This window comes from Pseudomonas pergaminensis, from assembly GCF_024112395.2.
Lineage (GTDB): Bacteria > Pseudomonadota > Gammaproteobacteria > Pseudomonadales > Pseudomonadaceae > Aquipseudomonas > Aquipseudomonas pergaminensis.
Genome location: NZ_CP078013.2, coordinates 4,356,541 through 4,383,046, shown reverse-complemented (window position 1 = coordinate 4,383,046; position 26,506 = coordinate 4,356,541). Strand labels below are relative to the sequence as shown.

Below are 26,506 nucleotides of genomic sequence, written 5' to 3'. Positions count from 1 at the left end.
AGGACCCTGGCTCGATGAATGTAGGGTGAAAAGACGACTTGTGTACGAAATCGGAGTTTTGTTTATCAGAACCCTTGCTTATCAGAGCGCTGTATTTGCCAACCGCCCCCCAGCGCTTTGTACAAGGCGATGCTGGCTTGCAGGCGTGACAGGCGCAGTTGCACGTTCTCGTCCTGCGCCGCATACAGCGTGCGCTGGGTTTCCAGCACCGTGAGCAGGTCTTCGGCGCCTGCCTGGTAGCGGCTCTCGGCGATCTGAAAGGCACTCTGCGCCTGTTGCAGTTCTTCCGTTTGCCATTGGCGTTGCTGGTCGAGGCGAGTGATGCTGCTGAGGGCTTTTTCCACATCGGCAAAGCCGTTGATGATCGCGCCACGATAGGTTTGCAGCAGTTCATCCTGGCGGGCGCGGGCCTTGTCGCGTTCAGCGCTTAAACGACCGTTGTTGAAGATCGGACCCACCAGGCCGGCGGTCAGCGTGTAGTAGGGGCTGCGCAGCACATCCATGGCTTTGTAGGCATCCGAACCCAGGGTCGCGCCGAGGGTGACGGCGGGCAGCATCGCCGCGCGCGCCACGGTGACGTCGGCCTGGGCCGCTGCCAACTGAGCCTCGGCCTTGGCGATATCGGGCCGGCGGCTGAGCAATTGGCTGGGCATGCCAACGCCGATGTCCGGCCAGGTGAGTGCCTGGAACGGTTCTGCCCCCAGGTTCAGCGCCTGCACCGGCTGGCCGAGCAGGGCGGCGAGGGTGATGCGAGATTCTTCGGCCAGTTGCTGGATCAGCGGTAACTGGCGCTGCTGGCTGGCCACCAGGCTTTTTTGCTGGGCCAGTTCCAGGGCGGTGGCGGAGCCGGCGTCGTAGCGGGTTTGTACCAGGTCGAGCACGTTGCGTGCATTGGCCAGGTTCAGCGCGGCGATCTGCTCGCGCTGGTGGGCGGCGAGGGTCTGGGCATAGCGGTCCGCCACGCTGCTGAGCAAGGTCAATTCCACCGTGGCTTGGTCAAACTCGCTGGCGCGCAGGCTCTGCAGGGCGCTGTCACGGGCGGCCGCGCGGCCACCCCAGAAGTCCACTTCGTAACTGGCGGTGAGGTTGGCACCAAAGTTATCGACGGCGTCATCGCTTTGTGATGCGTCAAGGTCCGGCCCACCTTTGCCGCGCAGCAATTTCTGATGGCTGGTGGCGAGGTTGAACTTCACTTCCGGCAACAACGGTGCACCGGCAATCACCGCGCTGGCCTGGGCCTGGCGCACACGGGCCGTAGCGGCGGCCACGTCGAAGCTGTCGCGGCGGGCCTGGTCGACCAGGCGGTTCAACTGCGGGCTGCCGAATTGGGTCCACCACTGCTGGTTGGTGGCTTGCGCCGCGTCACGCTCGGCGTACTGCCAGGCGGCGGGCGGGGCGATGCCGCTGTCGAGGGCGGCAGGGTTGCCGGCGCAGGCACTGAGGAACACGCACAGGCCGGACACGCACAGGGATCGTTTATTCACTGGTCAACGCCTTAACCGGATCGAGCCGGGCAGCTTTACGGGCCGGCATAAAGCCGAATACGACGCCGGTGACCAGGGCGCAACCAAATGCGCCCAGCACGGCCACCAGGGAAAACTGCACCGCCACCTCGGCCAGCACCAGCACGCCGCCCACCAGCACGGCCAGGGCGATACCGCACAGGCCACCGACCACCGAGAGCATCACCGCCTCGGTGAGGAACTGGCGCAGGATGTCGCGCTGGCGTGCACCGGTCGCCATGCGAATGCCGATTTCACGGGTACGCTCGCGCACGGTCATCAACATGATGTTCATCACCCCGATGCCGCCCACCAGCAGGGAAATCGCGGCAATCGAACCCAGCATCAGCGACAGCGTATTCTGCGTGCGGGCCTCGGCCTGGATCATCGCGGCGTTGTTGGTCAACTCGTAATCACGCTTGCCGTTGTGCAGCTTTTGCATCAACTGGTCGATGGCCACCTCGGCCTCGTGCACCTTGCGCGCGTCGGCTGCGGCGATCACCACATATTCGGGGTTGTAGTTGCCGAACAGGCGCACGCTGGCGGCGGTGTAGGGGATGGCAATACGGTCGTCACTGTCCTTGTTGCCGGAGCTGGCGCCTTTTTCCGCGAGTACGCCGATCACCTGGAACGGCACGTTTTCAATCAGGATGTACTGGCCGATAGGGTCGACCTCACCCTTGAACAGCTTCTCACGCACGCGATGACCGATCACCGCGACGGTGGCGGCTGCGCGCTCATCGGCTGCGGTGAAGTAATTGCCCTCGACCACCGGCCAATTGAAAATCGCCGGGAAGTTGGTGTCGTTGCCGCCCACATAGGCCATGTAGTCAACGTTGCCGAAACGCACCCCGGCCTCGCTGCCATTGACCGGCATGATGCGCTGCACCTGGGGCAAAGCCGCCAGCGCATGGACATCGTTGAGGGTCACGATCCCCATGGGCGTGCGCGGGTTGGGCGACGACCCACTGAGGTAGAGAATGTTGGAGCCGAACGCACCCATCTGCGCCATGACCTGGCGCTTGCTGCCTTCGCCCACCGCCAGCATCACCACCACCGATGCCACGCCGATAATGATGCCCAGCAGCGTCAGCGCGGTACGGAAACGGTTGATCCACATCACTCGCCAGGCGGCTTGCACCGCGTCCACCAGTTCGGCTTTCCAGGCGCCATTGTGCTCGGCGCCGTCGGCCAGGCGCTGGCGCAGGTCCACGGCTTGCAGGGCGCCGGTCGTGGCGACGGGGACGGCGTCGCTGTCATCGGCCGAGTCACTGATGATCAAGCCGTCGCGAATCTCGATGATGCGGTTGGCCCGCGCCGCGACTTCGCGGTCGTGGGTGATCAGGATCACCACGTGGCCCTGGCTGGCCAGCTCGTCCAGCAGGGTCATGACCTCGGCGCCGCTGTGGCTGTCGAGGGCGCCCGTGGGTTCGTCGGCAAGGATGATATGCCCGCCGTTCATCAACGCGCGGGCGATGGACACCCGTTGCTGTTGGCCACCGGAAAGCTGATGCGGACGGTTGCCGGTGCGCTCGGCCAGGCCCAGGCGCGTGAGCAGGGCGTTGGCGCGGGCATGGCGCTCGGTGGCGCTGATACCGGCATAGATCGCCGGCATCTCGACGTTTTCCTGGGCCGAGCCCGAGGGAATCAAGTGGTAGCCCTGGAACACAAAGCCAAAGGCTTCGCGGCGCAGCCAGGCCAGTTCGTCACTGTCCAAGTGCGCGACGTTCTCGCCGGCGAAGAGGTAGTCGCCGACGCTTGGACGGTCGAGGCAGCCGAGGATATTCATCAGCGTGGACTTGCCGGAGCCGGAAGCGCCGACGATGGCGACGAATTCCCCGGCATGGATGGCCAGGTCGATGCCGCGCAATACGTCGACCTGCGGGCTGTCGCCGCCGCCGTAGGACTTGCGGATGTTCTTGAGTTCGATCAGGGGCGTGGTCACCTCAACCCCCGTTGCCGTCGGCCGGGCCGATCAGCAGTTGATCACCTTCGTTCAGGCCGGCGAGCACCTGCACGCGCAGGCGGTCGCTGATGCCGACCTGCACTTGGCGCTGCTCGATACGGCCGTTCTTGCCCACGACCTGGGCGATCTGCTGGCTGGCGTCCGAGGTTCCCTGCAGCGCAGCGACCGGTGCCGTCAGCGTGTCCTTGGCCTGGCTGGCGACGAAAAACACCTGGGTAGTCATTTCGGCCATCAACGCGTTGTCGCTGTTGTCCACATCCAGCAACACGGTGTACAGCACCACGCGGCCGCTGCCGCTTTTATTCGAACTGTTGGGGCTACCGCTGCCCTGGGTTTCATTCAATGGCTTGGGCGGGATCGGCAGGATCTGCCGCACGGTGCTGGTCCAGCGTCGGTTGCCGCCGCTCAGGGTGGTGAAATAGGCGGTCATGCCCGGTTTGACGTGGCCGATATCGGCTTCCGAGACTTCCGCCCACACGGTCATCGGTGACAATTTGGCGATCCGCAAGATCAGTGGGGTCTGCTGCTGGGCATTGAGGGTCTGGCCGACCCGCGCGTCCACCGCGACCACAGTGCCGGTCATTGGCGCGTAGATACGCGTGTAGCCCAACTCGGCCTCATCGCTGCGCAGGCTGGCCTGGGCTTGCTGGATCTGCGCCTGGAACATGTCGACCCGGGCCTGGGTGGCGCTCAGTTCGGCCTTGGCGGTTTGCACATCTTCTTCGCGGGTGGCGTTGCCGGCCGCCAGGCGCTGCTGGCGCTGGTACTTCTGGCGCGCCAGTTCGTGCTGGGCCTTTTGTTCCTGCAACTGGGCCTTGAGGTTTTCGATGGCGTAGCGGCTGGCGTCGAGCTTGGCTTTTTGCGTGGACGGGTCGATTTCCACCAACAACTGGCCTTCCTGGACCTGGTCGCCCGCCTCGACGTGGATCTTGCGGATCTGCCCCGACGCCTGGGCGCCCACGTCCACGTAGCGACGCGGCTGTAATGTGCCCAGGGCGGTCACGCTGTTCTCGATATTGCCGCGGGTGACGGTGACGGTGGTGAGGGTGTCACGCCCCGGCGGCAGCACCTGCCAGGCCGCGACGGCAATCAGGGGGATCAGGCACGCGATAACGAGCAAGGCGCGTCGGGCAGGTCGAGGGCGTTTCATGCTTGGGTTTCCAGCCAGGAAAGTTCGGACCGCAGTTGCGGGAGAGCTGACAAGTAAACGAGAGAATTGCGCGGGGATTTAGGCGGTTACATAAGCAGTTACAGCTCCCTTGAAGAAAAAATTCGTCCGTTGATGCAAGTCTGCTTTAAAAGTAGATGAGAATTACTATAAATTGCACGCACTCAAACTGCCATCACCTTAACGCTGTCTTTTTTGCACCCAGGGACCTAATGCCGCTACCCGGCGGCCGGGAGTCATGTTGGAAAACTACTATCGCGAGCTGGTGTGTTTCCTCAACGCCAAGCTGGGCAACCGTCAGGTGGCCGAGGATGTGGTGCATGACGCGTATGTCCGGGTGCTGGAACGTTCCAGCGACACCCCCATCGAACAACCCCGCGCCTTTTTGTACCGTACCGCACTCAACCTGGTGATCGACGGCCACCGGCGCAATGCCTTGCGCCAGGTTGAACCCCTGGACGTGCTGGATGCCGAAGAACGCTTCGCCAGCAGTTCGCCCCACACCAACCACGACCACGCCCAACGCCTGGAACTGCTCGAACGCGCCCTGGCCGAGCTGCCGCCGGCCTGTCGCGACAGCTTCCTGCTGCGCAAGCTCGACGGCCTCACCCACCTGCAGATCGCCGAGCGCCTGTGCATTTCCCGCGCCCTGGTGGAAAAACATATCGTCAACGCCATGAAGCACTGCCGGGTGCGGATGCGCGAGTGGGAAGCGCACTGATCACTGATCAGTTAAATTTTATTTCACTGTCCTCGTTTCCTATCAACACACGGCCTGTTGTTCAGGCCTTGAAAGGTATTCCCGCCCCACCGCCAAGGGGCTTATCCAGAGGACACTGGAATGACACAGGCAATTGCTTCGCCCGCGGTTCACGACCTGATCGGTATCGGTTTCGGCCCTTCGAACCTGGCGCTGGCCATCGCCCTGCAGGAGCGCGAAAAGGCCCAGGGCAAACTGGACGTGCTGTTCCTGGACAAACAAGCCGACTACCGCTGGCACGGCAATACCCTGGTGACCCAGAGCGAACTGCAGATCTCGTTCCTCAAGGACCTGGTGACCCTGCGCAACCCCACCAGCCCGTACTCCTTCGTCAATTATCTGAAAGCCCACGACCGCTTGGTGGACTTCATCAACCTGGGCACCTTCTACCCGTGCCGCATGGAGTACAACGACTACCTGCGCTGGGTCGCCGGGCAGTTCCAGGCCCAGGCGCGCTATGGCGAGGAAGTGTTGGCCATCGAGCCGATCCTGCACCAGCAGCAGGTCGAAGCCCTGCGTGTGATCTCCCGTGATGCCCTGGGCGAGCAGCATGTGCGCACCACCCGTTCGGTGGTGGTCAGCGCCGGTGGCACGCCGCGCATTCCCGAAGCGTTCAAGGCACTTAAAGGTGACAGCCGGGTGTTCCACCATTCTCAATACCTGGAACGCATGGCGACGCAGCCGTGTGTCGACGGCAAGGCCATGCGCATCGCCATCATCGGCGGTGGCCAGAGCGCGGCGGAAGCCTTCATCGACCTGAACGACAGCTTCCCGTCGGTGCAGGTCGACATGATTCTGCGTGGGTCGGCGCTCAAGCCGGCGGATGACAGCCCGTTCGTCAACGAAGTGTTCTCGCCGGCCTTCACCGACCTGGTGTTCCAGCAAGAGGGCGCCGAGCGCGAGCGCCTGGTGGCCGAGTACCAGAACACTAACTATTCGGTGGTGGACCTGGACCTGATCGAACGTATCTACGGCATCTTCTACCGCCAGAAAGTCTCCGGCATCGCCCGCCAGGCCTTCCGCACCATGACCGTGGTGGAAAAGGCCACCCCAGGCCCGTTGGGCATCGAGCTGGTGCTGCGCAACAACGCCAACGGCGACACCAGCGTCAACCATTACGACGCGGTGATCCTGGCCACTGGCTACGAGCGCCAGACACACCGCGCGCTGCTGGCGCCGCTGGAAGCCTACCTGGGCGACTTCGACGTGGCGCGTGACTACCGCATCGTCACTGACGAACGTTGCAATGCCGGCATCTATATCCAGGGCTTCAGCCAGGCCAGCCATGGCTTGAGCGATACCTTGCTGTCGGTGCTGCCGATTCGCGCGGATGAGATTGCGGCGTCGTTGTATGCGCTGGACCGTGGGCGCGACAAAGGGCGTTCGGTGCAGGACCTGTTGCTCGCCACCGCGAGCTGACAGGCTGCACTTGTGACCTGGAGGGTTGGCTGATACTGTACAAAAAACCAGTATCGGTAACCCTCCATGCAGTTGATCGAAAAACTCAGCATTCTCGCCGACGCCGCCAAGTACGATGCGTCCTGCGCCAGCAGTGGCGCACCCAAGCGCAGCTCCGAAGGCAAGGCGGGGCTGGGTTCCACCGATGGCATGGGCATCTGCCACAGCTACACCCCCGACGGGCGCTGCGTGTCATTGCTTAAGGTGTTGCTCACCAACTTCTGCCTCTACGACTGCCAGTACTGCGTCAACCGCCGCTCCAGCGACGTGCCGCGCGCGCGTTTCAGCCCGGAGGAGGTGGTCACCCTGACCCTGGATTTCTACCGGCGCAATTGCGTCAGCGGGCTGTTTCTCAGCTCCGGCATTATCCGTTCGTCCGACTACACCATGGAGCAATTGGTGCGCGTGGCCAAGCTGCTGCGCGAAGAGCATGACTTCCGTGGCTATATCCACCTCAAGACCATTCCCGATGCCGACCCGGCGCTGATCGCCGAAGCCGGAAAGTATGCGGATCGACTGAGCGTGAACATCGAATTGCCGACCGAGGCCAGCCTGCAGACCCTGGCGCCGGAAAAAAAGATCGTGTCGATCAAGCAGGCCATGCAGACCATCTACACCGGCGAGCAGACGGTCCGTAACGAGCCGCGCGCGCCGCGTTTTGCCCCGGCCGGGCAGAGCACGCAACTGATCGTCGGCGCGGATGACACCGATGACAGCACCATCCTCCACGGTGCCGAGGCGCTGTACGGCAACTTCAAGCTGCGCCGCGTGTATTACTCGGCGTTCAGCCCCATCCCCAATAGTCCGAAAAGCGTGCCCCTGGCCGCGCCTCCGTTAATGCGTGAACATCGCTTGTACCAGGCCGATTTCCTGTTGCGCAGCTATGGGTTCAACGCCAATGAACTGTTCAAAGGTCCCGGCCACCTGGCGCTGGACATCGACCCCAAGTTGGCCTGGGCCCTGGAAAACCGTGAGGTGTTCCCCCTGGACCTGAACCGCGCCGAGCCGACCTTGATCGCGCGCATCCCGGGCATTGGTTTGCGCACCACCCAGCGCCTGGTGGACCTGCGCCGCGAGCGCAAGATCCGCTTCGAAGACCTGGCGCGCATGCGCTGCGTACTGGCCAAGGCCAAGCCGTTTTTCATCACCAGTGACTACCACCCGCAACAGGCCGACAGCACCAGCGTGCTGCTGCGCGAACAATTGCGCGACCGCCCGCAACCGCAGCAGATGGGGTTGTGGGGATGATCAGCCTGGAATGCGACAACCTGTTCAGCACCTGGCGCGACCAGGCGCGCTGGTTGCTCAGCCATCAGGTAGACCCCAGCCAGGTAAGCTGGGGCGAGGCGGAGGTGGCCGACCTGTTTGCCACCGACCAGTCGATTCCCGAAGCGCCTGGGCCTTTCCAGACGCGGGTGCCCAAGGCCCTGCTGGAACTGTTGGAGTCGGCCGCCTGTTACCACGGCGACCAGCGCTGGAGCCTGCTGTACGAAGTGCTGTGGCGGGTCAGCCACGGCGACCGCACCGCCATGCTGGCAGGGGATAAGCTGGGCAGTGAGTTGCAGCGGCGGATCAAGCAGGTCAGCCGCGAGGCGCACCACCTGCATGCGTTTGTGCGGTTTATTGCGTTGCCGGCGCAGGCGGGGCCGGAACTGCCCGAGTACGTGGCGTGGCATGAGCCGGCCCATGACATCCTGAAATCAGCCAGCCAGCACTTTATCGGGCGCATGGGCCGGCATCGCTGGATGATCGCCACGCCGTTGGATGGGGTTTACTACGACGGTGAGCAGTTGATCCATCAGCGGGAATGCCCCGAGGCGTGGCGGCAGTTGGCGCAGAATGTCGAGGACCCCCACAGTGCGATGTGGCTGACCTACTACAGCCACATCTTCAACCCGGCGCGGTTGAACCCCAAGGTGATGGAAGGGCATTTGCCCAGCCGGTTCTGGAAGAACCTGCCGGAGGGCAAGTTGATACCGGGGTTAATCAGTGAGGCGCGAACGGGCAAGCAGAAGGATGGGCAGGCGAAGATGATTGGGGTCAAGCCAGGCAAGAAAATACTAAGTGGGCACGGTTAAAAAATGTGGGAGCGGGCTTGCTCGCGAATGCGGTGTATCAGTGACAAATTAAGTGACTGACACTCCACATTCGCGAGCAAGCCCGCTCCCACAGGGGTTATGCAGTGTTTGGTGAAATGGGGGCTCAGGCCAGTTCGGTGGCGGTGTTCTTGACCACCGCCAATTCCGGATGCGCCACCAACTTATCGATGTGCAACTCGTCATTGTTCAACCAGGTCTCGGTCAGCACCCGGTAGTGCTCCATGTCGCGGCAGCGCATGCGCAGGCTGTAGTCAAATGGCCCGCTGATCAACTGGCATTCGAACACTTGCGGGCAGGCCTTCACACAGGCTTCAAAAGCCTTTTGCGCCGACCGCCCGCTTTGGTTGGACAAGGCCACCAGCACCAGCAACGACAGCCCTGGCGAGACCATCTGTACATCGATGATCGCCCCATACCCGCGTATCACCCCGCGTCGCTCCAGCTTGCGCACGCGCTCCAGGCAGGGCCTGGGGGTAAGGTGCACCAGCGACGAAAGCTTTTCGTAGGTGATACGCCCCTGGTGACGCAGTACTTCGATGATGGCTTCATCGATGCGGTCCAGCGCAGGGGAGGAATGGGGTCCGTTGGCCTTGGTATCCATGGGTTTCACTTCAAACGGTTGGAAAGAAATTGCTGCAAGCGCTCGCTGCTGGGGTGGTCGAGGATCCTGGCGTCGCCTTGTTCCTCGACACGGCCCTGGTGCAAGAACAGCACTTGGCTGGACACCTGGCGGGCAAAGCCCATCTCGTGGGTGACCATCAGCATGGTACGACCTTCCTCGGCTAACGTCTGTATGACTTTGAGGACTTCTCCTACAAGTTCGGGGTCCAGCGCGGACGTCGGCTCATCGAACAGGATGATCTCCGGCTCCATCGCCAGCGCCCGGGCAATCGCCACGCGCTGCTGTTGGCCACCGGACAGGAACGCCGGGTACTGATCGGCCACGCGGCCTGGCAGGCCGACCTTGTCCAGGTACAGGCGCGCACGTTTCTCCGCTTCGGCGGCGCTCACGCCCAACACCCGGCGCGGGGCCATGGTGATGTTTTCCAGCACGGTCATGTGGCTCCACAGGTTGAAGTGCTGGAACACCATGGCCAGGCGCGTGCGCAGGTTCTGCAGTTGGTCTTGGTGCGGTGCGCGGGCGCCGGCACGGCCCTGGCGCATTTCGATGCTGATGCCGTCCAGGGTGATGACACCGGCGTCCGGCTGTTCAAGGAAGTTGATGCAGCGCAGCATCGTGCTTTTGCCGGAGCCGCTGGCGCCGATCAAGCTGATCACGTCGCCATTACGGGCGTTCAGGGACACGCCCTTGAGCACTTCGTGTTCGCCGTAGCGTTTATGGATGCCTTCGACCTGCAGCTTGATGGCCGCGGTGGCGGGTGGGGCGATGGGTTCATCAACAGGATAAGCGGCCAGGGCCTGCGCGGACTGATTCATGGGTTAGCCTCGGGTAGGAACGAGAAAGCGCATCCAGCGACGTTCGGCCAGTCGGAACAGGCCCACCAGTGCAAAGGACAGCAGCATGTAGAGCAGGGCGGCGATGCCGAATGCCTGGAACGTCAGGAACGTCTCGGCATTGGCGTCGCGGGCCACCTTGAGGATGTCGGCGACGGTGGCGGTAAAGGCCAGGGAAGTGGCGTGCAGCATCAGGATCATTTCGTTGCTGTAGGCCGGCAACGCGCGACGCAAGGCCGCCGGTACCACCACAAACAGGTTCAGCCGCCAGCCGTGCAGGCCATATGCGCGTGCCGCTTCGATTTCGCCGTGGGGAATATTGCGGATCGCCCCGGCAAAGATTTCCACGGTGTAGGCGCAGGTGTTGAGCACGAAAGCCAGCAGGGTGCAGTTCAGCGCATTGCGGAAAAACTGGTTGAGCAGGGCGTTGTCCTGCACCACTTCCAGGCTGTACAGCCCGGTGTAGCAAATCAGCAACTGGATATACAGCGGCGTGCCGCGGAACAGGTAGGTGTAGACCTCCACCGGCCAGCGCAGCCAGAAGTGCTCGCAGACGCGCGCCAGTGCCAGTGGAATCGACAGGATGAAGCCAAACACCACCGAGACGATGAACAGCCACAGGGTCATGGCGACGCCGGACAACCCCGCGCCATCGCTGAACAGGTAGGCCAGGCCGTATTGCTGGAACAGTTCGATCATCGCGCCATCCCCTTGATGCCGAGGTTGTAGCGCCGCTCGAGGCGCTTGAAGATGCGGTTGGAGAGGGTGGTGATCACCAGGTACACCAGGCCCGCGAGGATCAGGAAGTACAGCGGCTCGTTGGTGGTCTTGCCGGCGTTCTGCGCGGCCTTGACCAGATCCGACAGGCCGATGATCGACACCAGCGCCGTGGACTTGAGCAGCACCAGCCAGTTATTGCCCAGGCCCGGCAGGGCAAAACGCATCAGTTGCGGGAACAGCACCAGGTGAAAGCACTGCCAGCGGCTCAGGCCGTAGGCGGTCGCGGCTTCCAGCTGGCCGACTGGCACGCTGAGGATCGCGCCCCGGAAGTTCTCGGTGAAATACGCGCCGTAGATAAAACCCAGGGTGACGACGCCCGCGGTAAACGGGTCGATTTCAAAGTAATCCCAGCCGAACACTTCGCTCAGGTCGTTGAGCCACAGTTGCAGGCTGTAGAAGATCAGCAGGATCAGCACCAGGTCCGGCACGCTGCGGATCAGCGTGGTGTAGAGCGTGGCCGGTACGCGCAGCCATTTGGCGCTGGAGAGCTTGGCGCCGGCGGCGATCAGGCCCAGGGCGAGGCTCAGGGCCAGGGCCAGGAATGACAGTTTGAGGGTCATCCAGGCGCCTTGGGCCAGCATCGGGCCGTAGCCTTGCAGATTGAGGAATTCGTTCATTGGGAAGATCTCGAAGGAGCGCACAGGTTGGCGGTGGGAGCTGGCTTGCCTGCGATAGCGGAACGTCAGTCACAGATGTGCAAGCTGACCCACCGCGATCGCAGGCAAGCCAGCTCCCACATAAGGACGAGGCTGCTATTCGTTGTAGATGTCCTGATCGCCGAAGTATTTCTTCTGGATCTCGGCATAAGTCCCATCCGCCTGCACAGCTGCAATGCCCTTGTTGATCAGCTCACGCAAAGCTTGATCGTTCTTGCGCAGGCCCATGGCGATGTCCAGGGGCAGTGTCGGGTCCTTGAAGGCCGGGCCGGTCTTGAAGTCGGCGCCTTCGGGTTTGGACAGGAAGTTGAGCTGGGCTTCGAGCTTGTCGGTCAGGGTCGCGTCGAGGCGGCCGTTTTGCAGGTCGGCGTAGTTCTGGTCCTGGGACTGATACGCCTTGATCTGCGCGCCGAGCTTGGCCAGGTGCGCACGGGCATACGCCTCTTGCAACGAGCCTTGCAGCACACCGACTTGCTTGCCCTTGAGGGACTCCGGGGTGTCGCCGAAGTCGGCGCCCTTGCGGGTGATTACCGAGGTCGGGCTGAGGAACAGCTTGTCGCTGAAGTCGATGATTCTTTCACGCGCCGGGGTAACGGCCATGGACGACATGATCGCGTCGAACTTGCGTGCGCGCAGGGCCGGGATCATGCCGTCGAATTCGTTGTGGACCCAGGTGCATTTCACTTCGAGCTTGGCGCAGATCGCGTTGCCCAACTCGATATCGAAACCTTGCAGGCTGCCGTCGGCGGCCACGGATTCGAAGGGGGGGTATTCGGGGAAAACGCCGAAGCGGATTTCTTTCCAGTCCTGGGCGTGGGCGGCGGTTGCGCAGAGTGGCAACAGCAGCGCGGCGAAGAGTGATCGCAATGGAGTCATGTGCAGGTCCCTATATTTTGTAATTGATGTCAGGGCAGTGAATAGCTGGGAGCAGAGAATGCTTCATGATGGTGCGTTTTTTGTGTCGTTTACCCGGTGCCTAAAGCGCAAATTGCGCTGTTAAAACCGCCAATGCAGCGGAATCGGCTGCAGCACCCGCTGAATCGGCTTTTACGCCTGCAAATCCTGGCCTGCCAACGGCGCAAAGCGGCAGGCCAGAGCGTTTTCAGGCGCGCTTTTTCTGCTGTACGCGAGGCTGTTGGGCCAGGCGTGCGAACAGGTCTTTCGGGTCGGCCAGGTCCGGCACCAGTTCAAGGGTGCCGCCCACATCCAGCGCCTTGGCCACGTCCAGCACATAGCGCAGGGCAGAGTAGTCTTCGATGGCAAAACCCACCGAGTCGAACAGGGTGACCTGGCGCGCATTCTCGCGACCGGGCTTTTGGCCATTGATGACTTGCCACAGTTCGGTGACGGGCGAATCCTGCGGCATATGCTGGATTTCGCCTTCAATGCGGCTTTGCGGTTCGTACTCGACGATCACGCGGGCGCGCTCGACGATACGTCGGTCCAGCTCGGTCTTGCCGGGGCAGTCACCGCCGACGGCATTGAGGTGCATGCCCGGCTCGATCATGTCGTCGGTGAGGATGGTGGCGTAGGCCTTGTCGGCGGTCACGGTGGTGACGATGTCGGCGCCTTTGACCGCTTCGGCCACGCTGCCGGCCAGGATCACCTTGATCGCCGGGAAAGCCTTGAGGTTGGCCGCCAGTTTGGCGGTGGCCTTGGCGTCGATATCGAACAGGCGGATTTCAGTGATGCCGAGCATGGCGTGGAAGGCCAGGGCCTGGAATTCGCTTTGCGAGCCGTTGCCGATCAGCGCCATGCTGCGGCTGTTGTCGCGGGCCAGGTAGCGGGCGACCAGCGCGGAAGTGGCGGCGGTACGAATCGCGGTGGTCAGGGTCATTTCCGCCAGCAGCACCGGCAGGCCGGTGTCGACATCGCCCAGTGCGCCGAAGGCCATCACGGTGAGCATGCCGGCCAGGGTGTTTTTCGGGTGGCCGTTGACGTATTTGAACGCATACAGCGATGCGTCGGAGACCGGCATCAGCTCGATCACGCCGTCCGGCGAGTGGTTGGCCAGGCGCGCGCATTTTTCGAAGTCCTGCCAGCGCAGGTAGTCGGCGCGGATGTACTCGGCCATTTCGGAGATGCAGGTGGGCAGGCCTTTTTGTGAGACCAGGTAGCAGAGGTCGTTCACGTCGATGTAGCGGGTCATGGCAAGACTCCTTGAGTTATTGGAAGGTGGTGCGGGCAGGCAGATGCACTTCCGCCAGCATGCAGCGGGCACTGCCGCCGCCAATGCGTTCGATGTTGTCGATGTTCACCACCACTGGCCGCGTATGGCGTTCCACGTGTTGGCGCTGGGCAGGCTGCAAGGCGCCCCAGGCGCTGGCGGACATCACCAGCAGCGGCTGGCCGTCGCGGTCGTGGACTTCGAGCATGTTGCCGGCGAACGCCTCCAGCTGATCGAAATCGAGGGCGAGGATGTCCTTGCCGGTATCGCGCAGGGAGCGTTCCAGGGCCTGGCGCTCGTCGGCATGGGGCAGGGCTTGCAGGCACACCACCGAGAGGTCGCGGCCAACGCTCATCATCACGTTGCTGTGGTAGATCGGCGCGTGGTGGCGGTCGACGGCGTGGAACACGCAGAGCTGGTAGTCGAGGCGTTCGGCGAACTGGCGCAGGGCGTCGTGGTGGGTGCGCCCGGAGTGGCAGGCGTAGCTGATGCGGTGCTGGCGGTCGAGCACCATGCTGCCGGTGCCTTCGAGGAAGATGTTCTGTTGTTCGAGGTGGCTGAGGTCGATGGTGTCCTTGACCGTAAATCGCTGTTCCAACACTTGCAGCACGCCTTTGTTGCGTTCCAGTCGTCGGTTCTGGCCTTCCATCGGGTACAGCACCAGGCTGCCGTCGGCGTGGCTGCTCCACCAGTTATTGGGGAAGATCGAGTCGGGTGTATGGGGCGCCGGGGTGTCCTGCACCACCAGCACTTCCACGCCATGCTGGCGCAGGGTGGCGACATAGCCGTCGAACTCTTCCAGCGCTTTCTGCTGTGCGCTGAGCGGGTCGAGGGGCGGGCGTTGGAAACGGTTGTTGATCGCGGTGTCCGGGTTGAAGGCAAAGCGCGCCGGGCGAATCATCAAGACGGTGTTGGTGGTTTGCATGGGTGCACGGGTCCATGGGTTGAGCTGTGGGAATAGTGTGTGGCTTGTGCGGGATGAATCCCGGCTGAAAACTTGGGGAGGTTCAGCCGGGAAAGCTGAAAAGTGGGGTAGGGCAGCCGAATCGGCTGTGGAGGTTGAAGTGCGATCAAACGGTAGGCGCCGGCTTGGCGGCGAAAGCGCTGGGTCTGACAGACCGCTATCGCTGGCAAGCCGGCTCCTACATTAGTATGGGGGCGGTCGTGAAACCCGAGCCAGGAAGGAGAATGCATGTCTACCGCTGTTCGTACTGCCCAAACCGCCGATGCCGAGGGGATCAGCCAGGTCATTCTGGCGGCCCTGCACAGCAGCAATGCGCGGGACTATCCGGCGGATGTGATTGCGCGGGTTGCCGCTAACTTCACGCCTGAGGCGGTGCTGGAACTGCTCAAGCGTCGCGTGGTGCTGGTGGCGGTTCAGGAACGGGTGATCGTTGCCACTGCGGCCCTCGATGGCAATGTGGTGCGCTCGGTGTTCGTCAACCCGGCGCTGCAAGGGCAGGGCATTGGTCGGCTGTTGATGATCGAGATTGAGCTACGCGCCCGCGAAGCCGGGGTGACGGTGCTGAGCGTGCCGTCTTCGCTGACAGCCGAGCCGTTCTACGCCAAGCTGGGGTTCCATACCGTGCGCGACGTCTACCACGGCAACGAGCGTACGCTGGTGATGGAAAAAGCGCTGCTGTCCCGCCACCCTATCGGGCCGTATCGCGACCGCCCGCACCGCGCGCAGGTGGTGGCGTTATGGCAGGAAGCATTTGGCTATGACACGGCGCATAACCTGCCGGCACTGGCGATTGATAAAAAGCTGGCGGTCAACGACGGGTTGTTTTTCGTCGCGATGGACAAGAAAACCGTGATCGGGACGATTCTGGCCGGCTATGACGGGCATCGCGGCTGGCTGTATTCGGTGGCGGTGCACGCTGACTATCGGCGGCATGGCCTGGGGTCGTCGCTGGTGCGGTATGCGGAACAGGCATTGACGGCGCTGGGCTGCATGAAGATCAACCTGCAGATCACCAGTGGCAATGACGCGGTGGCGGGGTTTTACGAGGCGTTGGGGTATGGGGTGGAACCGAGGATCAGCATGGGCAAGAAGATTGCCGAAAACATCCCGACACGGTCCTGAGAACACCTGAGAACAAATGTGGGAGCGGGCTTGCTCGCGAAAGCAGTCTATCAGCACCGAAATCGGTGACTGACACTACGCTTTCGCGAGCAAGCCCGCTCCCACATTTGGGTTTCGCGTTGTTGTGGGTTAGACCTTGACGATCCAGCCGGCGGGGGCTTCGACGTCGCCGGTCTGCACGCCGGTCAGCTCTTTGTAGAGCTTCTGGGTGATCGGGCCGACTTCGGTTTCGCTGTGGAACACGTGCAGCTTGCCGTTGTACTGGATGCCGCCGATCGGCGAGATCACCGCAGCCGTACCGCAGGCGCCGGCTTCCTTGAACTGGTCGAGCTTGTCGATGAACACTTCGCCCTCGACCACTTCCAGGCCCAGGCGGGTCTTGGCCAGTTCGATCAGCGACAGGCGGGTGATGCCTGGCAGCACCGAAGGCGACTTCGGCGTGATGAACTTATTGTCGTGGGTGATCCCGAAGAAGTTAGCCGAGCCGACTTCTTCGATCTTCGAGTGGGTCATTGGGTCCAGGTAGATCGCGTCGGCAAAGCCGGATTTCTTCGCTTCGGCACCTGGCATCAGGCTGGCGGCGTAGTTGCCACCGACCTTGGCGGCACCGGTGCCCTGTGGCGCGGCGCGGTCGAAGGTGGAGATCTGGAAGTTGTGTGGCACCAGGCCGCCCTTGAAGTAGGCGCCGACCGGGATGGCGAACACGGAGAAGATGAACTCCGGTGCGGTACGCACGCCGATGTTGTCACCGGTGCCGATCACGAACGGGCGCAGGTACAGGGCGCCGCCGCTGCCGTACGGCGGGATGAAGCGCTCGTTGGCCTTGACCACTTGTTTGCAGGCTTCGATGAAGTCTTCGGTCGACACATGCGGCATCAGCAGACGTGCGCAGCTGCGCTGCATGCGGGCGGCGTTCTGGTCCGGGCGGAACAGGTTGATCGAACCGTCCTTGCAGCGGTACGCCTTGAGGCCTTCGAAGCACTGCTGGCCATAGTGCAGGGCGGTGGAGCCCTCGCTGATGTGCAGCACGTTGTCGTCGGTCAGGGTGCCTTCTTGCCATTCGCCGTTTTTCCAGACCTGGAGAAACCGCTTGTCGGTCTTGATGTAGTCAAAACCCAGCTTGTCCCAATTGATGCTTTCGTTACCCATGACACCCTCTATCGTTGGTCAAGTCGGTTTTTTTCTGGATGGGCGCAACAATACTGCATTCTTGGCCGGTGTGGGAGCGGGTGGGCGGACCATTCAGCCTCTGTAATGGCTGATCCACCGCTATCGCAGGCAAGCCAGCTCCCACATTTGCAATGCATTCCATTGTGGGAGCCGGGCTTGCCCGCGATGGCCTCACCTCGTTTTTACAGGTGCAGCGCGTGGCCCAGGGCCCTTAACGCGGCTTCCTGCACGGCTTCGCCGAGCGTCGGATGCGCATGGATGGTGCCCGCCACGTCTTCCAGGCGCGCGCCCATCTCCAGGCTTAGGCCAAAGGCGGTGGACAGTTCCGAAACGCCCACCCCCACGGCTTGCCAGCCGACGATCAGGTGGTTGTCGCGTCGCGCCACCACCCGGACGAAGCCGGTTTTCGACTCCAGGGTCATCGCCCGGCCATTGGCCGCAAACGGGAAGCTCGACACGATGCAGTCCAGGCCAGCGGCCTTGGCTTCATCGGGGGTCTTGCCGACCACCACCAGTTCCGGGTCGGTAAAGCACACCGCCGGGATCGCGGCCGGGTTGAATTCGCGGGGTTTACCGCTCATCAGTTCGGCCACCATCTCGCCCTGGGCCATGGCGCGGTGCGCCAGCATCGGCTCGCCGCTCAGGTCGCCGATGGCATACACGTTGCGCATGCTGGTCTGGCAGCGGCTGTCGATCTTGATCGCCGCGCCGTTCATCTCCAAGTCCAGTGCTTCAAGGTTCCAGCCTTGGGTGTTGGGTTTGCGACCCACAGCAACCAGCACCTGATCCGTTGCCAGCGACAGGGTGTCGCCATTCGGGTCGCTTACTTGCAGGCTACCATCGGTAAAACCGGTGACACTGTGCTTGAGGTACAGCTTCACCCCCAGTTGCTTGAGGGATTCGTTGACCGGCTGCGTCAGCTCGGCATCATAGGCCGGCAGGATGCGGTCCTGGGCCTCGACCACACTGACCTCGGCGCCGAGCTTGCGGTAGGCAATCCCCAGCTCCAGGCCGATATAGCCGCCACCCACCACGATCAAACGCTTAGGCACTCGCGTTGGCGCCAGCGCCTCGGTGGACGAGATGATCGGCCCGCCAATCGGCAGCATCGGCAGGTTGACGCTATTCGAGCCGGTGGCCAGCAGCAGGTGTTCGCACTGGATACGCTGGTCGCCGACGTCGACGGTCTTGCCGTCCACCACCTTGGCCCAGCCGTGGATCACCTGCACCTTGTGCTTTTTCAGCAGGGCGGCGACGCCGGTGGTCAGGCGGTCGACGATGCCGTCTTTCCATTCCACGCTTTTGCGGATGTCCAGGGTTGGCACATCCACTTCGATGCCCAGTTGCGAACCCTGGCTGTGGTGGATGGTTTGCTGGAACTGTTCGGCCACATGGATCAAGGCCTTGGACGGAATGCAGCCGATATTCAAGCACGTACCGCCCAGCGCCTGGCCTTCCACCAGAATGGTCGGGATGCCCAGTTGGCCGGCACGGATCGCCGCCACATAACCGCCAGGGCCGCCGCCGATGATCAGCAGCGTGGTATTCAATGTCTGCGTCATGCCTTACTCCAGGAACAGGCTGGCGGGTTGTTCGAGCAGGCCGCGAATGGCCTGGATGAATTGCGCCGCGTCCATGCCATCGACCACGCGGTGATCGAACGAGCTGGAGAGGTTCATCATCTTGCGCACCACGATCTGGCCCTTGATCACCATGGGCCGTTCGACGATGCGGTTGACGCCCACGATGGCGACTTCCGGCAGGTTGAGCACCGGCGTGCTGACGATGCCGCCCAAAGCGCCGAGGCTGGTCAAGGTAATGGTGGAGCCCGACAGTTCATCGCGACTGGCCTTGCCACTGCGCGCAGCAGTGGCCAAACGGGCGATTTCCTCGGCGTTGCCCCACAGGCTGCGGGCTTCGGCGTGACGCACCACCGGCACCATCAGGCCTACGTCGCTTTGGGTGGCGACCCCTACGTGCACCGCGCCAAGCCGGGTGATGACCTGGGCTTCGTCGTCGTAACGCGCGTTGATCTGCGGGAAGTCCCGCAACGCCACGACCATGGCGCGCACGATAAACGGCAGCAGGGTGAGCTTGCCGCGCGTGGCGCCGTGTTTCTCGTTGAGGTGCACACGCAACTCGTCGAGGGCGGTGACGTCGATCTCTTCCACATAGCTGAAATGTGCGGCACGACGGGTGGCGTCCTGCATGCGCTGGGCGATCTTGCGGCGCATGCCGATCACCGGGATCTGTTCTTCGTCGTTGCGCTCGGCGTAGGGGTTGGCTGCGGCTTTGGACGGCGTCGGGCCCTGGCGCAAGTAAGCGTCCAGGTCTTCGTGCAGAATCCGGCCCGCCGGGCCAGAGCCCTGGACCAGGCGCAGCTGGATCCCGGCGTCCAATGCGCGTTTGCGCACGGCGGGGGAGGCCAGCGGGCGTTCGTCGGCAGCACGGGCCACCGGGGCCTGGGCGGCAACAGCCGGCACAGGTTTGCTTTCAACGGCGACCGGCGCAGGCTTGGTTTCAGGCTTGGCTTCAACCACCGGTGCAGCCTTTGGCGCGTCCTTTGGTGCTTCCTTTATGACCGGCGCGTCCTTGGCATTGCCCGCACCTTCCACTTCGATACTGATCAGAATACTGCCCACGGCCATGACTTCACCCGGCTCGCCGCCGAGGGAGATCACTTTGCCGTGCACGGGCGAGGGAATGTCCACCATCGCCTTGTCGGTCATTACATCCGCCAGCACCTGGTCTTCGACGACCATGTCGCCAACCTTCACATGCCACACCGACAGTTCAACTTCCGCGATGCCTTCGCCAATGTCCGGCATCTTGATAACGTGCGTGCCCATTCAGACCTCCATGACCCGTTTCAACGCCGCGCCCACTCGGGACGGCCCTGGGAAATACGCCCACTCCTGCGCGTGCGGGTAGGGGGTGTCCCAACCGGTGACGCGTTCGATCGGCGCTTCCAGGTGGTGGAAGCAGTGTTCTTGCACCAGCGACACCAGCTCGGCACCAAAGCCGCAGGTGCGGGTGGCTTCATGCACCACCACGCAACGGCCGGTCTTCTTCACGGAGTTGACAATGGTTTCCAGGTCCAGCGGCCACAGGCTGCGCAGGTCGATGACCTCGGCGTCGATGCCGGTTTCTTCGGCGGCAACTTGCGACACATACACGGTGGTGCCATAGGTCAGCACGGTAACGGCCGAGCCCGGACGCACGATGGCGGCCACGTCCAGCGGCACGGTGTAGTAACCGTCCGGCACCTGGGCTTGCGGGTGTTTCGACCACGGGGTTACCGGGCGGTCGTGATGGCCATCGAATGGGCCGTTGTACAGGCGTTTTGGCTCAAGGAAGATCACCGGGTCATCGTTCTCGATGGAGGCGATCAGCAGGCCCTTGGCGTCATAGGGGTTGGACGGCATCACCGTGCGCAGGCCGCAGACCTGGGTGAACACCGCTTCGATACTCTGGCTGTGGGTCTGGCCACCGTAGATGCCGCCGCCGCAGGGCATGCGCATGGTCAGCGGCGCAGTGAACTGACCGGCCGAGCGATAACGCAGGCGGGCGGCTTCGGAGATGATCTGGTCGGTGGCAGGGTAAACGTAGTCGGCGAACTGGATCTCGGCGACCGGGCGCAGGCCATAGGCGCCCATGCCCACGGCCACGCCGATAATGCCGCTTTCGGAGATTGGCGCGTCAAACACCCGCGAGCTGCCGTACTTGGTCTGCAGGCCTTCGGTGCAACGGAACACGCCGCCGAAGTAGCCGACGTCCTGGCCGAACACCACCACGTTGTCGTCACGTTCGAGCATCACATCCATGGCCGAGCGCAGGGCCTGGATCATGGTCATGGTGGTGGTGGTCATGGCGGTTTCCACTTCAATACTGTTGTTGTGATCGTTCATGTCAGATCCCCAACGCTTGACGCTGGCGCTTCAAGTGCTCCGGCATCTCTTTGTAAACGTCTTCGAACATGGTCGCGGCGCTTGGAATCTGGCCGCCGGCAAGGGTGCCGTACTGTTCGGCTTCTTTCTGTGCCTTGACCACTTCGGCTTCAAGTTCTGCACTGACCGCCGCGTGTTCCTCTTCGGACCACTGGCCAATCTTGATCAGGTGCTGCTTGAGGCGGGCAATCGGGTCGCCCAAGGGGAAGTGGCTCCAGTCGTCGGCTGGGCGATATTTCGACGGATCATCAGAAGTGGAGTGCGGGCCGGCTCGATACGTGACCCACTCGATCAGCGTTGGCCCCAGGTTGCGGCGCGCACGCTCGGCAGCCCAGGCGGAAGCGGCGTACACCGCGATGAAGTCGTTGCCGTCCACCCGCAGGGAGGCGATGCCACAACCCACGCCGCGTCCGGCAAAGGTGGTGGCTTCGCCGCCGGCGATGGCTTGGAAGGTGGAAATGGCCCACTGATTGTTGACCACGTTAAGGATCACCGGCGCACGGTACACGTGGGCAAAGGTGAGGGCGGTGTGGAAGTCGGATTCGGCGGTGGCGCCGTCGCCGATCCAGGCGGAAGCGATTTTGGTGTCGCCCTTGATCGCCGAGGCCATGCCCCAGCCCACGCCTTGTACGAACTGGGTGGCGAGGTTGCCGGAAATCGTGAAGAAGCCAGCGTCTTTCACTGAATACATGATCGGCAACTGACGGCCCTTGAGCGGGTCGCGCTCGTTGGACAGCAGTTGGCAGATCAGGTCCACCAAGGGCACGTCGCGAGCCATCAGGATGCTTTGCTGGCGGTAGGTGGGAAAGCACATGTCGTCGATGTTCAGGGCCAGGGCCTGGGCGCTGCCGATGGCTTCTTCGCCAAGGCTCTGCATGTAGAACGACATTTTTTTCTGACGCTGGGCGACCACCATGCGGTTGTCGAAGATCCGCGTCTTGAGCATGGCGCGCATGCCTTTGCGCAAGATCTCGACGGGGACGCCTTCAGCCCAGGGACCGAGGGCCTGGCCCTGGTCGTCGAGCACGCGGATCAGGCCCTTGGCCAGGTCGGCAGTGTCGGCGGGTTCTACGTCGATGGCGGGTTTGCGCACCAGGCCGGCGTCGGTCAGGCGCAGGTAGGTAAAGTCGGTCTTGCAGCCTGGGCGTCCCGAGGGTTCAGGGACGTGCAGGCGCAGTGGTTCGTACTGCTGAGTCATGGCTTTCTACGCTCTATCTTGTGAATTTCTTGTAGTGGGCGCGCTAGCTGACAGTCAGACTCCGGGTAGGAGAAATCTTGTCCTACAACAATCATAGGCGTGGCGTAGAAGAATATTTATCTCTGTTTCGTTGCGCTCAAGACCATTTGCGGATAAAAAAACTGCATAAACATAATAAACAGGTGATTTTGTCTCATGCGCAAACTGGACCGTACCGATATCGGCATTCTCAACGCCCTGCAGGAGAATGCCCGCATCACCAACGCCGACCTGGCCCGCTCGGTCAACCTGTCGCCCACGCCGTGTTTCAACCGGGTGAAGGCGATGGAAGAACTGGGCCTGATTCGAGACCAGGTCACGCTGCTCGACGCCGACCTGTTGGGCCTGCACGTCAACGTGTTCATCCACGTGAGCCTGGAAAAGCAGAATGAGTTGGCGTTGCAGCAGTTCGAAGGCGCGATCTCGGACCGGCCAGAAGTGATGGAGTGTTACCTGATGGCCGGTGACCCGGACTATCTGATCCGGGTGCTGGTGCCGACAATCCAGTCGCTGGAGCGTTTCATGATGGACTTTTTGACCAAGGTGCCGGGCGTCGCCAACATCCGCTCCAGCTTCGCCCTCAAGCAGGTGCGCTACAAAACTGCGTTGCCGCTACCGGCCAACGGCATCAACCTGGGTTAGAGGTGGTTGACCGGAATCTTCAGGTACACCACACCATTGTCCTCCGCCGGCGGCATATTCCCCGCCCGCACATTCACCTGGATCGCCGGCAGCAACAGCGTCGGCATCCCCAGCCCTGCGTCGCGCGTGGTGCGCATCTCGACAAACGTGGCTTCATCCACGCCATCATGCACATGGATATTCCCCGCACGCTGCTCTGCCACCGTGGTCCGGCACTTTGCCTCACGGCCTTCGGGCGGGTAGTCGTGGCAGACGTACAACTCGGTTTCCAGGGGAAAGCCCAGCAACTTGCGCATCGACGCATACAACTGCCGCGCATCGCCGCCAGGGAAATCACAGCGCGCCGTGCCGACATCCGGCATGAACAGCGTGTCACCCACCAGGATCAGTCGGTCGTCGATCAGATAGGCCATGTCCGCCGGGGTATGCCCTGGCACATGCAGGGCCTGGGCCTTGATCGTGCCGATGTGAAACACCTCATCCGGCGCAAACAGGTGATCGAACTGCGAGCCATCTACGCGAAATTCCGGCTCCAGGTTGAACAGGTTCTTGAACACGCCCTGCACTTTGCTGATCGACTGCCCGATGGCGATCTTGCCACCCAGCGTGCGGCGCAGGTATGGCGCGGCAGACAAGTGATCAGCGTGGGCGTGGGTTTCCAGCAGCCATTGCACCTGCAGCCCATGCTCGCGCACAAAGCGGATGACCTTGTCGGCCTGGGCGGTGTCGGTGCGCCCCGAGGCCGGGTCGTAGTTGAGCACCGAATCGACGATGGCACAGGGGCCGCCATCGGTTTCATAAACCACGTAGGTGTAGGTCGACGATGCCTCGTCCAGAAAGGCTTGGATCAGCGCTGGCATGGCGGTTGTCCCGGATGAAGAAAAAAGTAGTTACAATCAGTTTACGTTTTCACATAATGTTTTGAGCTTAAGTGACAAAAAGGACCCGAGGCAAATGGAATCTACTCTGAGTGAGGGCGAAGTCGCCCAGTTGCGCGCATCGGCGTCCAAGGCCTGCTCCTTGCTCAAGGCCCTGGCCAATGAGGATCGTTTGTTGATCCTGTGCCAGTTGACTCAGGGCGAGCGCAATGTCGGCGAACTGGAAGCCCTGACCGGCGTGCGCCAGCCCACGCTGTCTCAACAGTTGGGCATCCTGCGTGACGAAGGGTTGGTCGCCACCCGTCGGGAAGGTAAATACATCTTCTACGGGTTGGCCAGCCACGAAGTGATTCAAGTAATGAAGACCCTGTCCGGCTTGTACTGCGGCGCGGTCATAAAAAGCTGGGCGTGACGCCATCCGGCAGCGACCCTTGTGTGCATGTATGACAAAGGCGATAGACCATGACCGACCAACACTGGGGCCCAACCATCAGTGGCGACATCGTAGTCATCGGCGGCGGCTCGGCGGGCATTGGCCTGCTGGCCAGCCTGCTCAAGCGCGACCCGCATCTGAATATCATCCTGATCGAACCGAGCGACCATCATAGCTACCAGCCCGCCTGGACCCTGGTGGGTGGCGGCGCCTATGACCTGAAAAAGACCCGCCGCCCGCTGGCTGATGTATTGCCCAACGGCGTTACCTGGGTGCAAGCCGCCGTCACCGAAGTACTGCCCGACGAGCAGACCCTGATCCTCGACAGCGGCCAGCGTGTCAGCTGGCAAAACCTGATCGTCTGCCCCGGCCTGCGCCTGGCCTGGGAGAAGATCGAAGGCCTGCAAGACACCCTCGGCAAGCATGGCGTCACCTCCAACTACAGCTACCAGCACGCCGCTTACACCTGGCAACTGGTGCAGCAACTCAAGGGCGGCAAGGCGATCTTCACCCAGCCAGCCATGCCGATCAAATGCGCAGGCGCGCCGCAAAAGGCCATGTATTTGTCCTGCGATCACTGGCTCAGGCAGGGCGTGCTGAAAAACATCGATGTCGAATTCAACCTGGCCGGTGCCGCGCTGTTCGGCGTGGCGACCTTCGTGCCGCCGTTGATGAAATACGTGGAGAAGTACAACGCCCGCCTTGCGTTCAACGCCAACCTGGTGAAAGTCGACGGCCTAGCGCGTAAGGCCTGGTTCGAAGTGAAGGACGCCGAAGGCAATGCCCGCGTTGAAGAAAAATCCTTCGACCTACTGCACGTGGTCCCACCGCAGGTTTCTCCGGACTTCATCCGCCAAAGCCCGCTGGCCGATGCAGCGGGCTGGTGCGAAGTGAACCCCCACAGCCTGCAACACCTGCGTTACCCGCACATCTTCGGCCTGGGTGACGTGTGCGGCACCACCAACGCCAAGACCGCCGCTGCAGTACGCAAGCAGATCGTAGTGGTCGCTGAAAACCTGCTGGCCCTGCGCAAACAGGCGCCGCTGCCGCTCAAATACGACGGCTACGGTTCCTGCCCGCTGACGGTGGAGAAGGGCAAGGTGGTGCTGGCCGAGTTTGGCTACGGCGGCAAGCTGCTGCCGACCTTTCCCCTCGACCCGACCCAGGCGCGTCGCTCGATGTGGTTCCTCAAGGCCACGTTGCTGCCGTGGTTCTATTGGAATGGCATGCTCAAGGGCCGCGAGTGGCTGACCCGCCTGAGCAAGGTGGACTGAATGCTGCTGGCCAGTGTGTTGGGGTTATTGATGGGCCTGGTCATGGGCCTGACCGGCGCGGGCGGCGGCATCCTTGGGGTGCCGGCGCTGGTGCTTGGTTTGGGCTTGAGCATGACCCAGGCCGCGCCGGTGTCGTTGCTTGCGGTTGGCGCGGCGGCGGCGGTGGGAGCGGTCGATGGTTTGCGCCATGGCCTGGTGCGTTACCGCGCCGCGTTGTTGATCGCCTTGCTCGGTGCGCTGTTCTCGCCGGTGGGGGTGTTTCTCGCCCACCAACTGCCGGAAGCGTTGCTGATGGGGCTGTTCAGTGGCTTGATGGTGTTGGTGGCCTGGCGCATGTTGCAGCGTGAAAAACGTGAGGCGGGGCCGAGTGACCATGGCACGGCGTCCTGGGGACAGAAGAACTGCATGCTCGATCAGCAGACCGGGCGCTTCGCCTGGACCGCCAAATGCAGCGCGACCCTGGCCGCCCTCGGCGCGGTGACCGGTGCGGTATCCGGCCTGCTCGGTGTGGGCGGTGGCTTCCTGATCGTGCCGGCGTTCAAGCAACTCACCGATGTGCAGATGCGCGGCATCGTCGCCACCTCCTTGATGGTGATCAGCCTGCTCTCCTTGGTCGGTGTGGCTGGCGCGTTCCATGCCGGTGTACGCATCGAATCAGTGGGCTGGGTGTTTATCGGCGCGAGCATCGTCGGCATGCTGGCCGGGCGGCGCCTGTGCTCGGTGATTCCCGCGCGCACCTTGCAGGTGGGGTTTGCCAGCCTGTGCGTACTGGTGGCCGTTGGCATGTTGGTCAAGGCCTGTCTTACATCCTAAGTGCCGGGCCTGTGA

At 62.5% G+C, this 26,506-nt stretch carries 25 protein-coding genes; 9 read left to right on the top strand and 16 right to left on the bottom strand.

The genetic code is table 11. The annotated features are described in order from the left end of the window. Nucleotides 1-65: 65 nt before the first annotated feature. From KUA23_RS19735 to KUA23_RS19725, 3 genes are read right to left on the bottom strand one after another with little or no spacing between them, the layout of a single operon-like run. Nucleotides 66-1,484: an efflux transporter outer membrane subunit gene (locus tag KUA23_RS19735; protein WP_252992694.1), complete on the bottom strand. Its 1,419-nt coding sequence runs from the start codon at nt 1,482-1,484 to the stop codon at nt 66-68. After that, entirely contained in the window at nt 1,477-3,447 is a 1,971-nt protein-coding gene (locus KUA23_RS19730; protein WP_252992693.1) for a MacB family efflux pump subunit, read from the bottom strand. The genes KUA23_RS19735 and KUA23_RS19730 overlap by 8 nt, the downstream gene beginning before the upstream one ends. A 1-nt stretch (nt 3,448) precedes the next feature. Continuing rightward, complete coding sequence (locus tag KUA23_RS19725; RefSeq protein ID WP_078049318.1) at nt 3,449-4,618, bottom strand: efflux RND transporter periplasmic adaptor subunit; 1,170 nt, start codon at nt 4,616-4,618, stop codon at nt 3,449-3,451. 256 nt (nt 4,619-4,874) lie between these two features. Between KUA23_RS19725 and KUA23_RS19720 the strand changes: the two genes are divergently transcribed. From KUA23_RS19720 to KUA23_RS19705, 4 genes are all read left to right on the top strand, one after another. Beyond that, nucleotides 4,875-5,357: a sigma-70 family RNA polymerase sigma factor gene (locus KUA23_RS19720; protein ID WP_078049317.1), complete on the top strand. Its 483-nt coding sequence runs from the start codon at nt 4,875-4,877 to the stop codon at nt 5,355-5,357. A gap of 120 nt (nt 5,358-5,477) precedes the next feature. After that, nucleotides 5,478-6,815 carry a lysine N(6)-hydroxylase/L-ornithine N(5)-oxygenase family protein gene (locus KUA23_RS19715; RefSeq protein ID WP_099492969.1) on the top strand — a complete coding sequence of 446 codons (1,338 nt, stop codon included), beginning with the start codon at nt 5,478-5,480 and terminating at the stop codon, nt 6,813-6,815. 66 nt (nt 6,816-6,881) lie between these two features. Further along, the gene (locus KUA23_RS19710) at nt 6,882-8,102 is read left to right on the top strand and encodes a putative DNA modification/repair radical SAM protein (protein WP_016974873.1); all 1,221 of its coding nucleotides are present in this window, start codon (nt 6,882-6,884) and stop codon (nt 8,100-8,102) included. Continuing rightward, entirely contained in the window at nt 8,099-8,932 is an 834-nt protein-coding gene (locus KUA23_RS19705) for a TIGR03915 family putative DNA repair protein (RefSeq protein ID WP_078049315.1), read from the top strand. The genes KUA23_RS19710 and KUA23_RS19705 overlap by 4 nt, the downstream gene beginning before the upstream one ends. Nucleotides 8,933-9,056: 124 nt before the next feature. On the opposite strand, the gene KUA23_RS19700 is transcribed toward KUA23_RS19705, so the two are convergent. The 7 genes from KUA23_RS19700 to ctlX form a co-directional block, all read right to left on the bottom strand. Continuing rightward, complete coding sequence (locus KUA23_RS19700) at nt 9,057-9,554, bottom strand: Lrp/AsnC family transcriptional regulator (RefSeq protein WP_016974875.1); 498 nt, start codon at nt 9,552-9,554, stop codon at nt 9,057-9,059. Nucleotides 9,555-9,559: 5 nt separating this feature from the next. Then, on the bottom strand, nt 9,560-10,390 hold the full coding sequence (locus KUA23_RS19695) for an ABC transporter ATP-binding protein (RefSeq protein ID WP_214497821.1): 831 nt from the start codon (nt 10,388-10,390) through the stop codon (nt 9,560-9,562). Nucleotides 10,391-10,393: 3 nt separating this feature from the next. Then, the gene (locus tag KUA23_RS19690; RefSeq protein ID WP_078049314.1) at nt 10,394-11,107 is read right to left on the bottom strand and encodes an ABC transporter permease; all 714 of its coding nucleotides are present in this window, start codon (nt 11,105-11,107) and stop codon (nt 10,394-10,396) included. Next, nucleotides 11,104-11,805, bottom strand: a complete 702-nt coding sequence (locus KUA23_RS19685; RefSeq protein WP_252992692.1) for an ABC transporter permease — start codon at nt 11,803-11,805, stop codon at nt 11,104-11,106. The genes KUA23_RS19690 and KUA23_RS19685 overlap by 4 nt, the downstream gene beginning before the upstream one ends. A 135-nt stretch (nt 11,806-11,940) precedes the next feature. Continuing rightward, nucleotides 11,941-12,720 carry an ABC transporter substrate-binding protein gene (locus tag KUA23_RS19680; RefSeq protein ID WP_099492968.1) on the bottom strand — a complete coding sequence of 260 codons (780 nt, stop codon included), beginning with the start codon at nt 12,718-12,720 and terminating at the stop codon, nt 11,941-11,943. A gap of 226 nt (nt 12,721-12,946) precedes the next feature. Next, nucleotides 12,947-13,993 (bottom strand): ornithine cyclodeaminase, encoded by a 1,047-nt coding sequence (locus tag KUA23_RS19675; protein WP_252992691.1) that lies wholly within the window; start codon nt 13,991-13,993, stop codon nt 12,947-12,949. 16 nt (nt 13,994-14,009) lie between these two features. Next, nucleotides 14,010-14,936, bottom strand: a complete 927-nt coding sequence (ctlX, locus tag KUA23_RS19670) for a citrulline utilization hydrolase CtlX (RefSeq protein ID WP_078049311.1) — start codon at nt 14,934-14,936, stop codon at nt 14,010-14,012. Nucleotides 14,937-15,203: 267 nt separating this feature from the next. Here ctlX and KUA23_RS19665 point away from each other — a divergent pair, with 267 nt between their 5' ends. Beyond that, nucleotides 15,204-16,097 carry a GNAT family acetyltransferase gene (locus KUA23_RS19665; protein WP_078049310.1) on the top strand — a complete coding sequence of 298 codons (894 nt, stop codon included), beginning with the start codon at nt 15,204-15,206 and terminating at the stop codon, nt 16,095-16,097. 129 nt (nt 16,098-16,226) lie between these two features. On the opposite strand, the gene KUA23_RS19660 is transcribed toward KUA23_RS19665, so the two are convergent. The 5 genes from KUA23_RS19660 to KUA23_RS19640 form a co-directional block, all read right to left on the bottom strand. After that, nucleotides 16,227-17,246, bottom strand: a complete 1,020-nt coding sequence (locus KUA23_RS19660) for a branched-chain amino acid aminotransferase (RefSeq protein WP_078049309.1) — start codon at nt 17,244-17,246, stop codon at nt 16,227-16,229. A 203-nt stretch (nt 17,247-17,449) separates the two neighbouring features. Then, nucleotides 17,450-18,829: a dihydrolipoyl dehydrogenase gene (gene lpdA / locus KUA23_RS19655; RefSeq protein WP_252992690.1), complete on the bottom strand. Its 1,380-nt coding sequence runs from the start codon at nt 18,827-18,829 to the stop codon at nt 17,450-17,452. A 3-nt stretch (nt 18,830-18,832) separates the two neighbouring features. After that, entirely contained in the window at nt 18,833-20,116 is a 1,284-nt protein-coding gene (locus tag KUA23_RS19650; protein ID WP_078049307.1) for a dihydrolipoamide acetyltransferase family protein, read from the bottom strand. Then, on the bottom strand, nt 20,117-21,175 hold the full coding sequence (locus KUA23_RS19645) for an alpha-ketoacid dehydrogenase subunit beta (protein ID WP_034107322.1): 1,059 nt from the start codon (nt 21,173-21,175) through the stop codon (nt 20,117-20,119). A 1-nt stretch (nt 21,176) separates the two neighbouring features. Further along, nucleotides 21,177-22,412, bottom strand: a complete 1,236-nt coding sequence (locus KUA23_RS19640) for a 3-methyl-2-oxobutanoate dehydrogenase (2-methylpropanoyl-transferring) subunit alpha (RefSeq protein ID WP_078049306.1) — start codon at nt 22,410-22,412, stop codon at nt 21,177-21,179. Between the two features lie 195 nt (nt 22,413-22,607). Here KUA23_RS19640 and bkdR point away from each other — a divergent pair, with 195 nt between their 5' ends. Next, nucleotides 22,608-23,093, top strand: coding sequence for a Bkd operon transcriptional regulator BkdR (bkdR, locus tag KUA23_RS19635; RefSeq protein ID WP_010209335.1), 486 nt, complete (start codon nt 22,608-22,610; stop codon nt 23,091-23,093). On the opposite strand, the gene KUA23_RS19630 is transcribed toward bkdR, so the two are convergent. Beyond that, entirely contained in the window at nt 23,090-23,953 is an 864-nt protein-coding gene (locus KUA23_RS19630; RefSeq protein ID WP_068937211.1) for an MBL fold metallo-hydrolase, read from the bottom strand. The two genes, bkdR and KUA23_RS19630, sit on opposite strands and share 4 nt — an antisense overlap. A gap of 94 nt (nt 23,954-24,047) precedes the next feature. On the opposite strand from KUA23_RS19630, the gene KUA23_RS19625 reads away from it, so the two are divergent. Genes KUA23_RS19625 through KUA23_RS19615 form a run of 3 tightly spaced genes read left to right on the top strand, consistent with a single transcriptional unit; the run spans nt 24,048 to nt 26,491 of the window. Next, nucleotides 24,048-24,383, top strand: coding sequence for an ArsR/SmtB family transcription factor (locus KUA23_RS19625; RefSeq protein ID WP_005789341.1), 336 nt, complete (start codon nt 24,048-24,050; stop codon nt 24,381-24,383). A gap of 50 nt (nt 24,384-24,433) precedes the next feature. Continuing rightward, complete coding sequence (locus KUA23_RS19620) at nt 24,434-25,678, top strand: FAD/NAD(P)-binding oxidoreductase (protein ID WP_252992689.1); 1,245 nt, start codon at nt 24,434-24,436, stop codon at nt 25,676-25,678. Next, complete coding sequence (locus KUA23_RS19615) at nt 25,679-26,491, top strand: sulfite exporter TauE/SafE family protein (protein WP_100490254.1); 813 nt, start codon at nt 25,679-25,681, stop codon at nt 26,489-26,491. Nucleotides 26,492-26,506 lie beyond the last annotated feature (15 nt).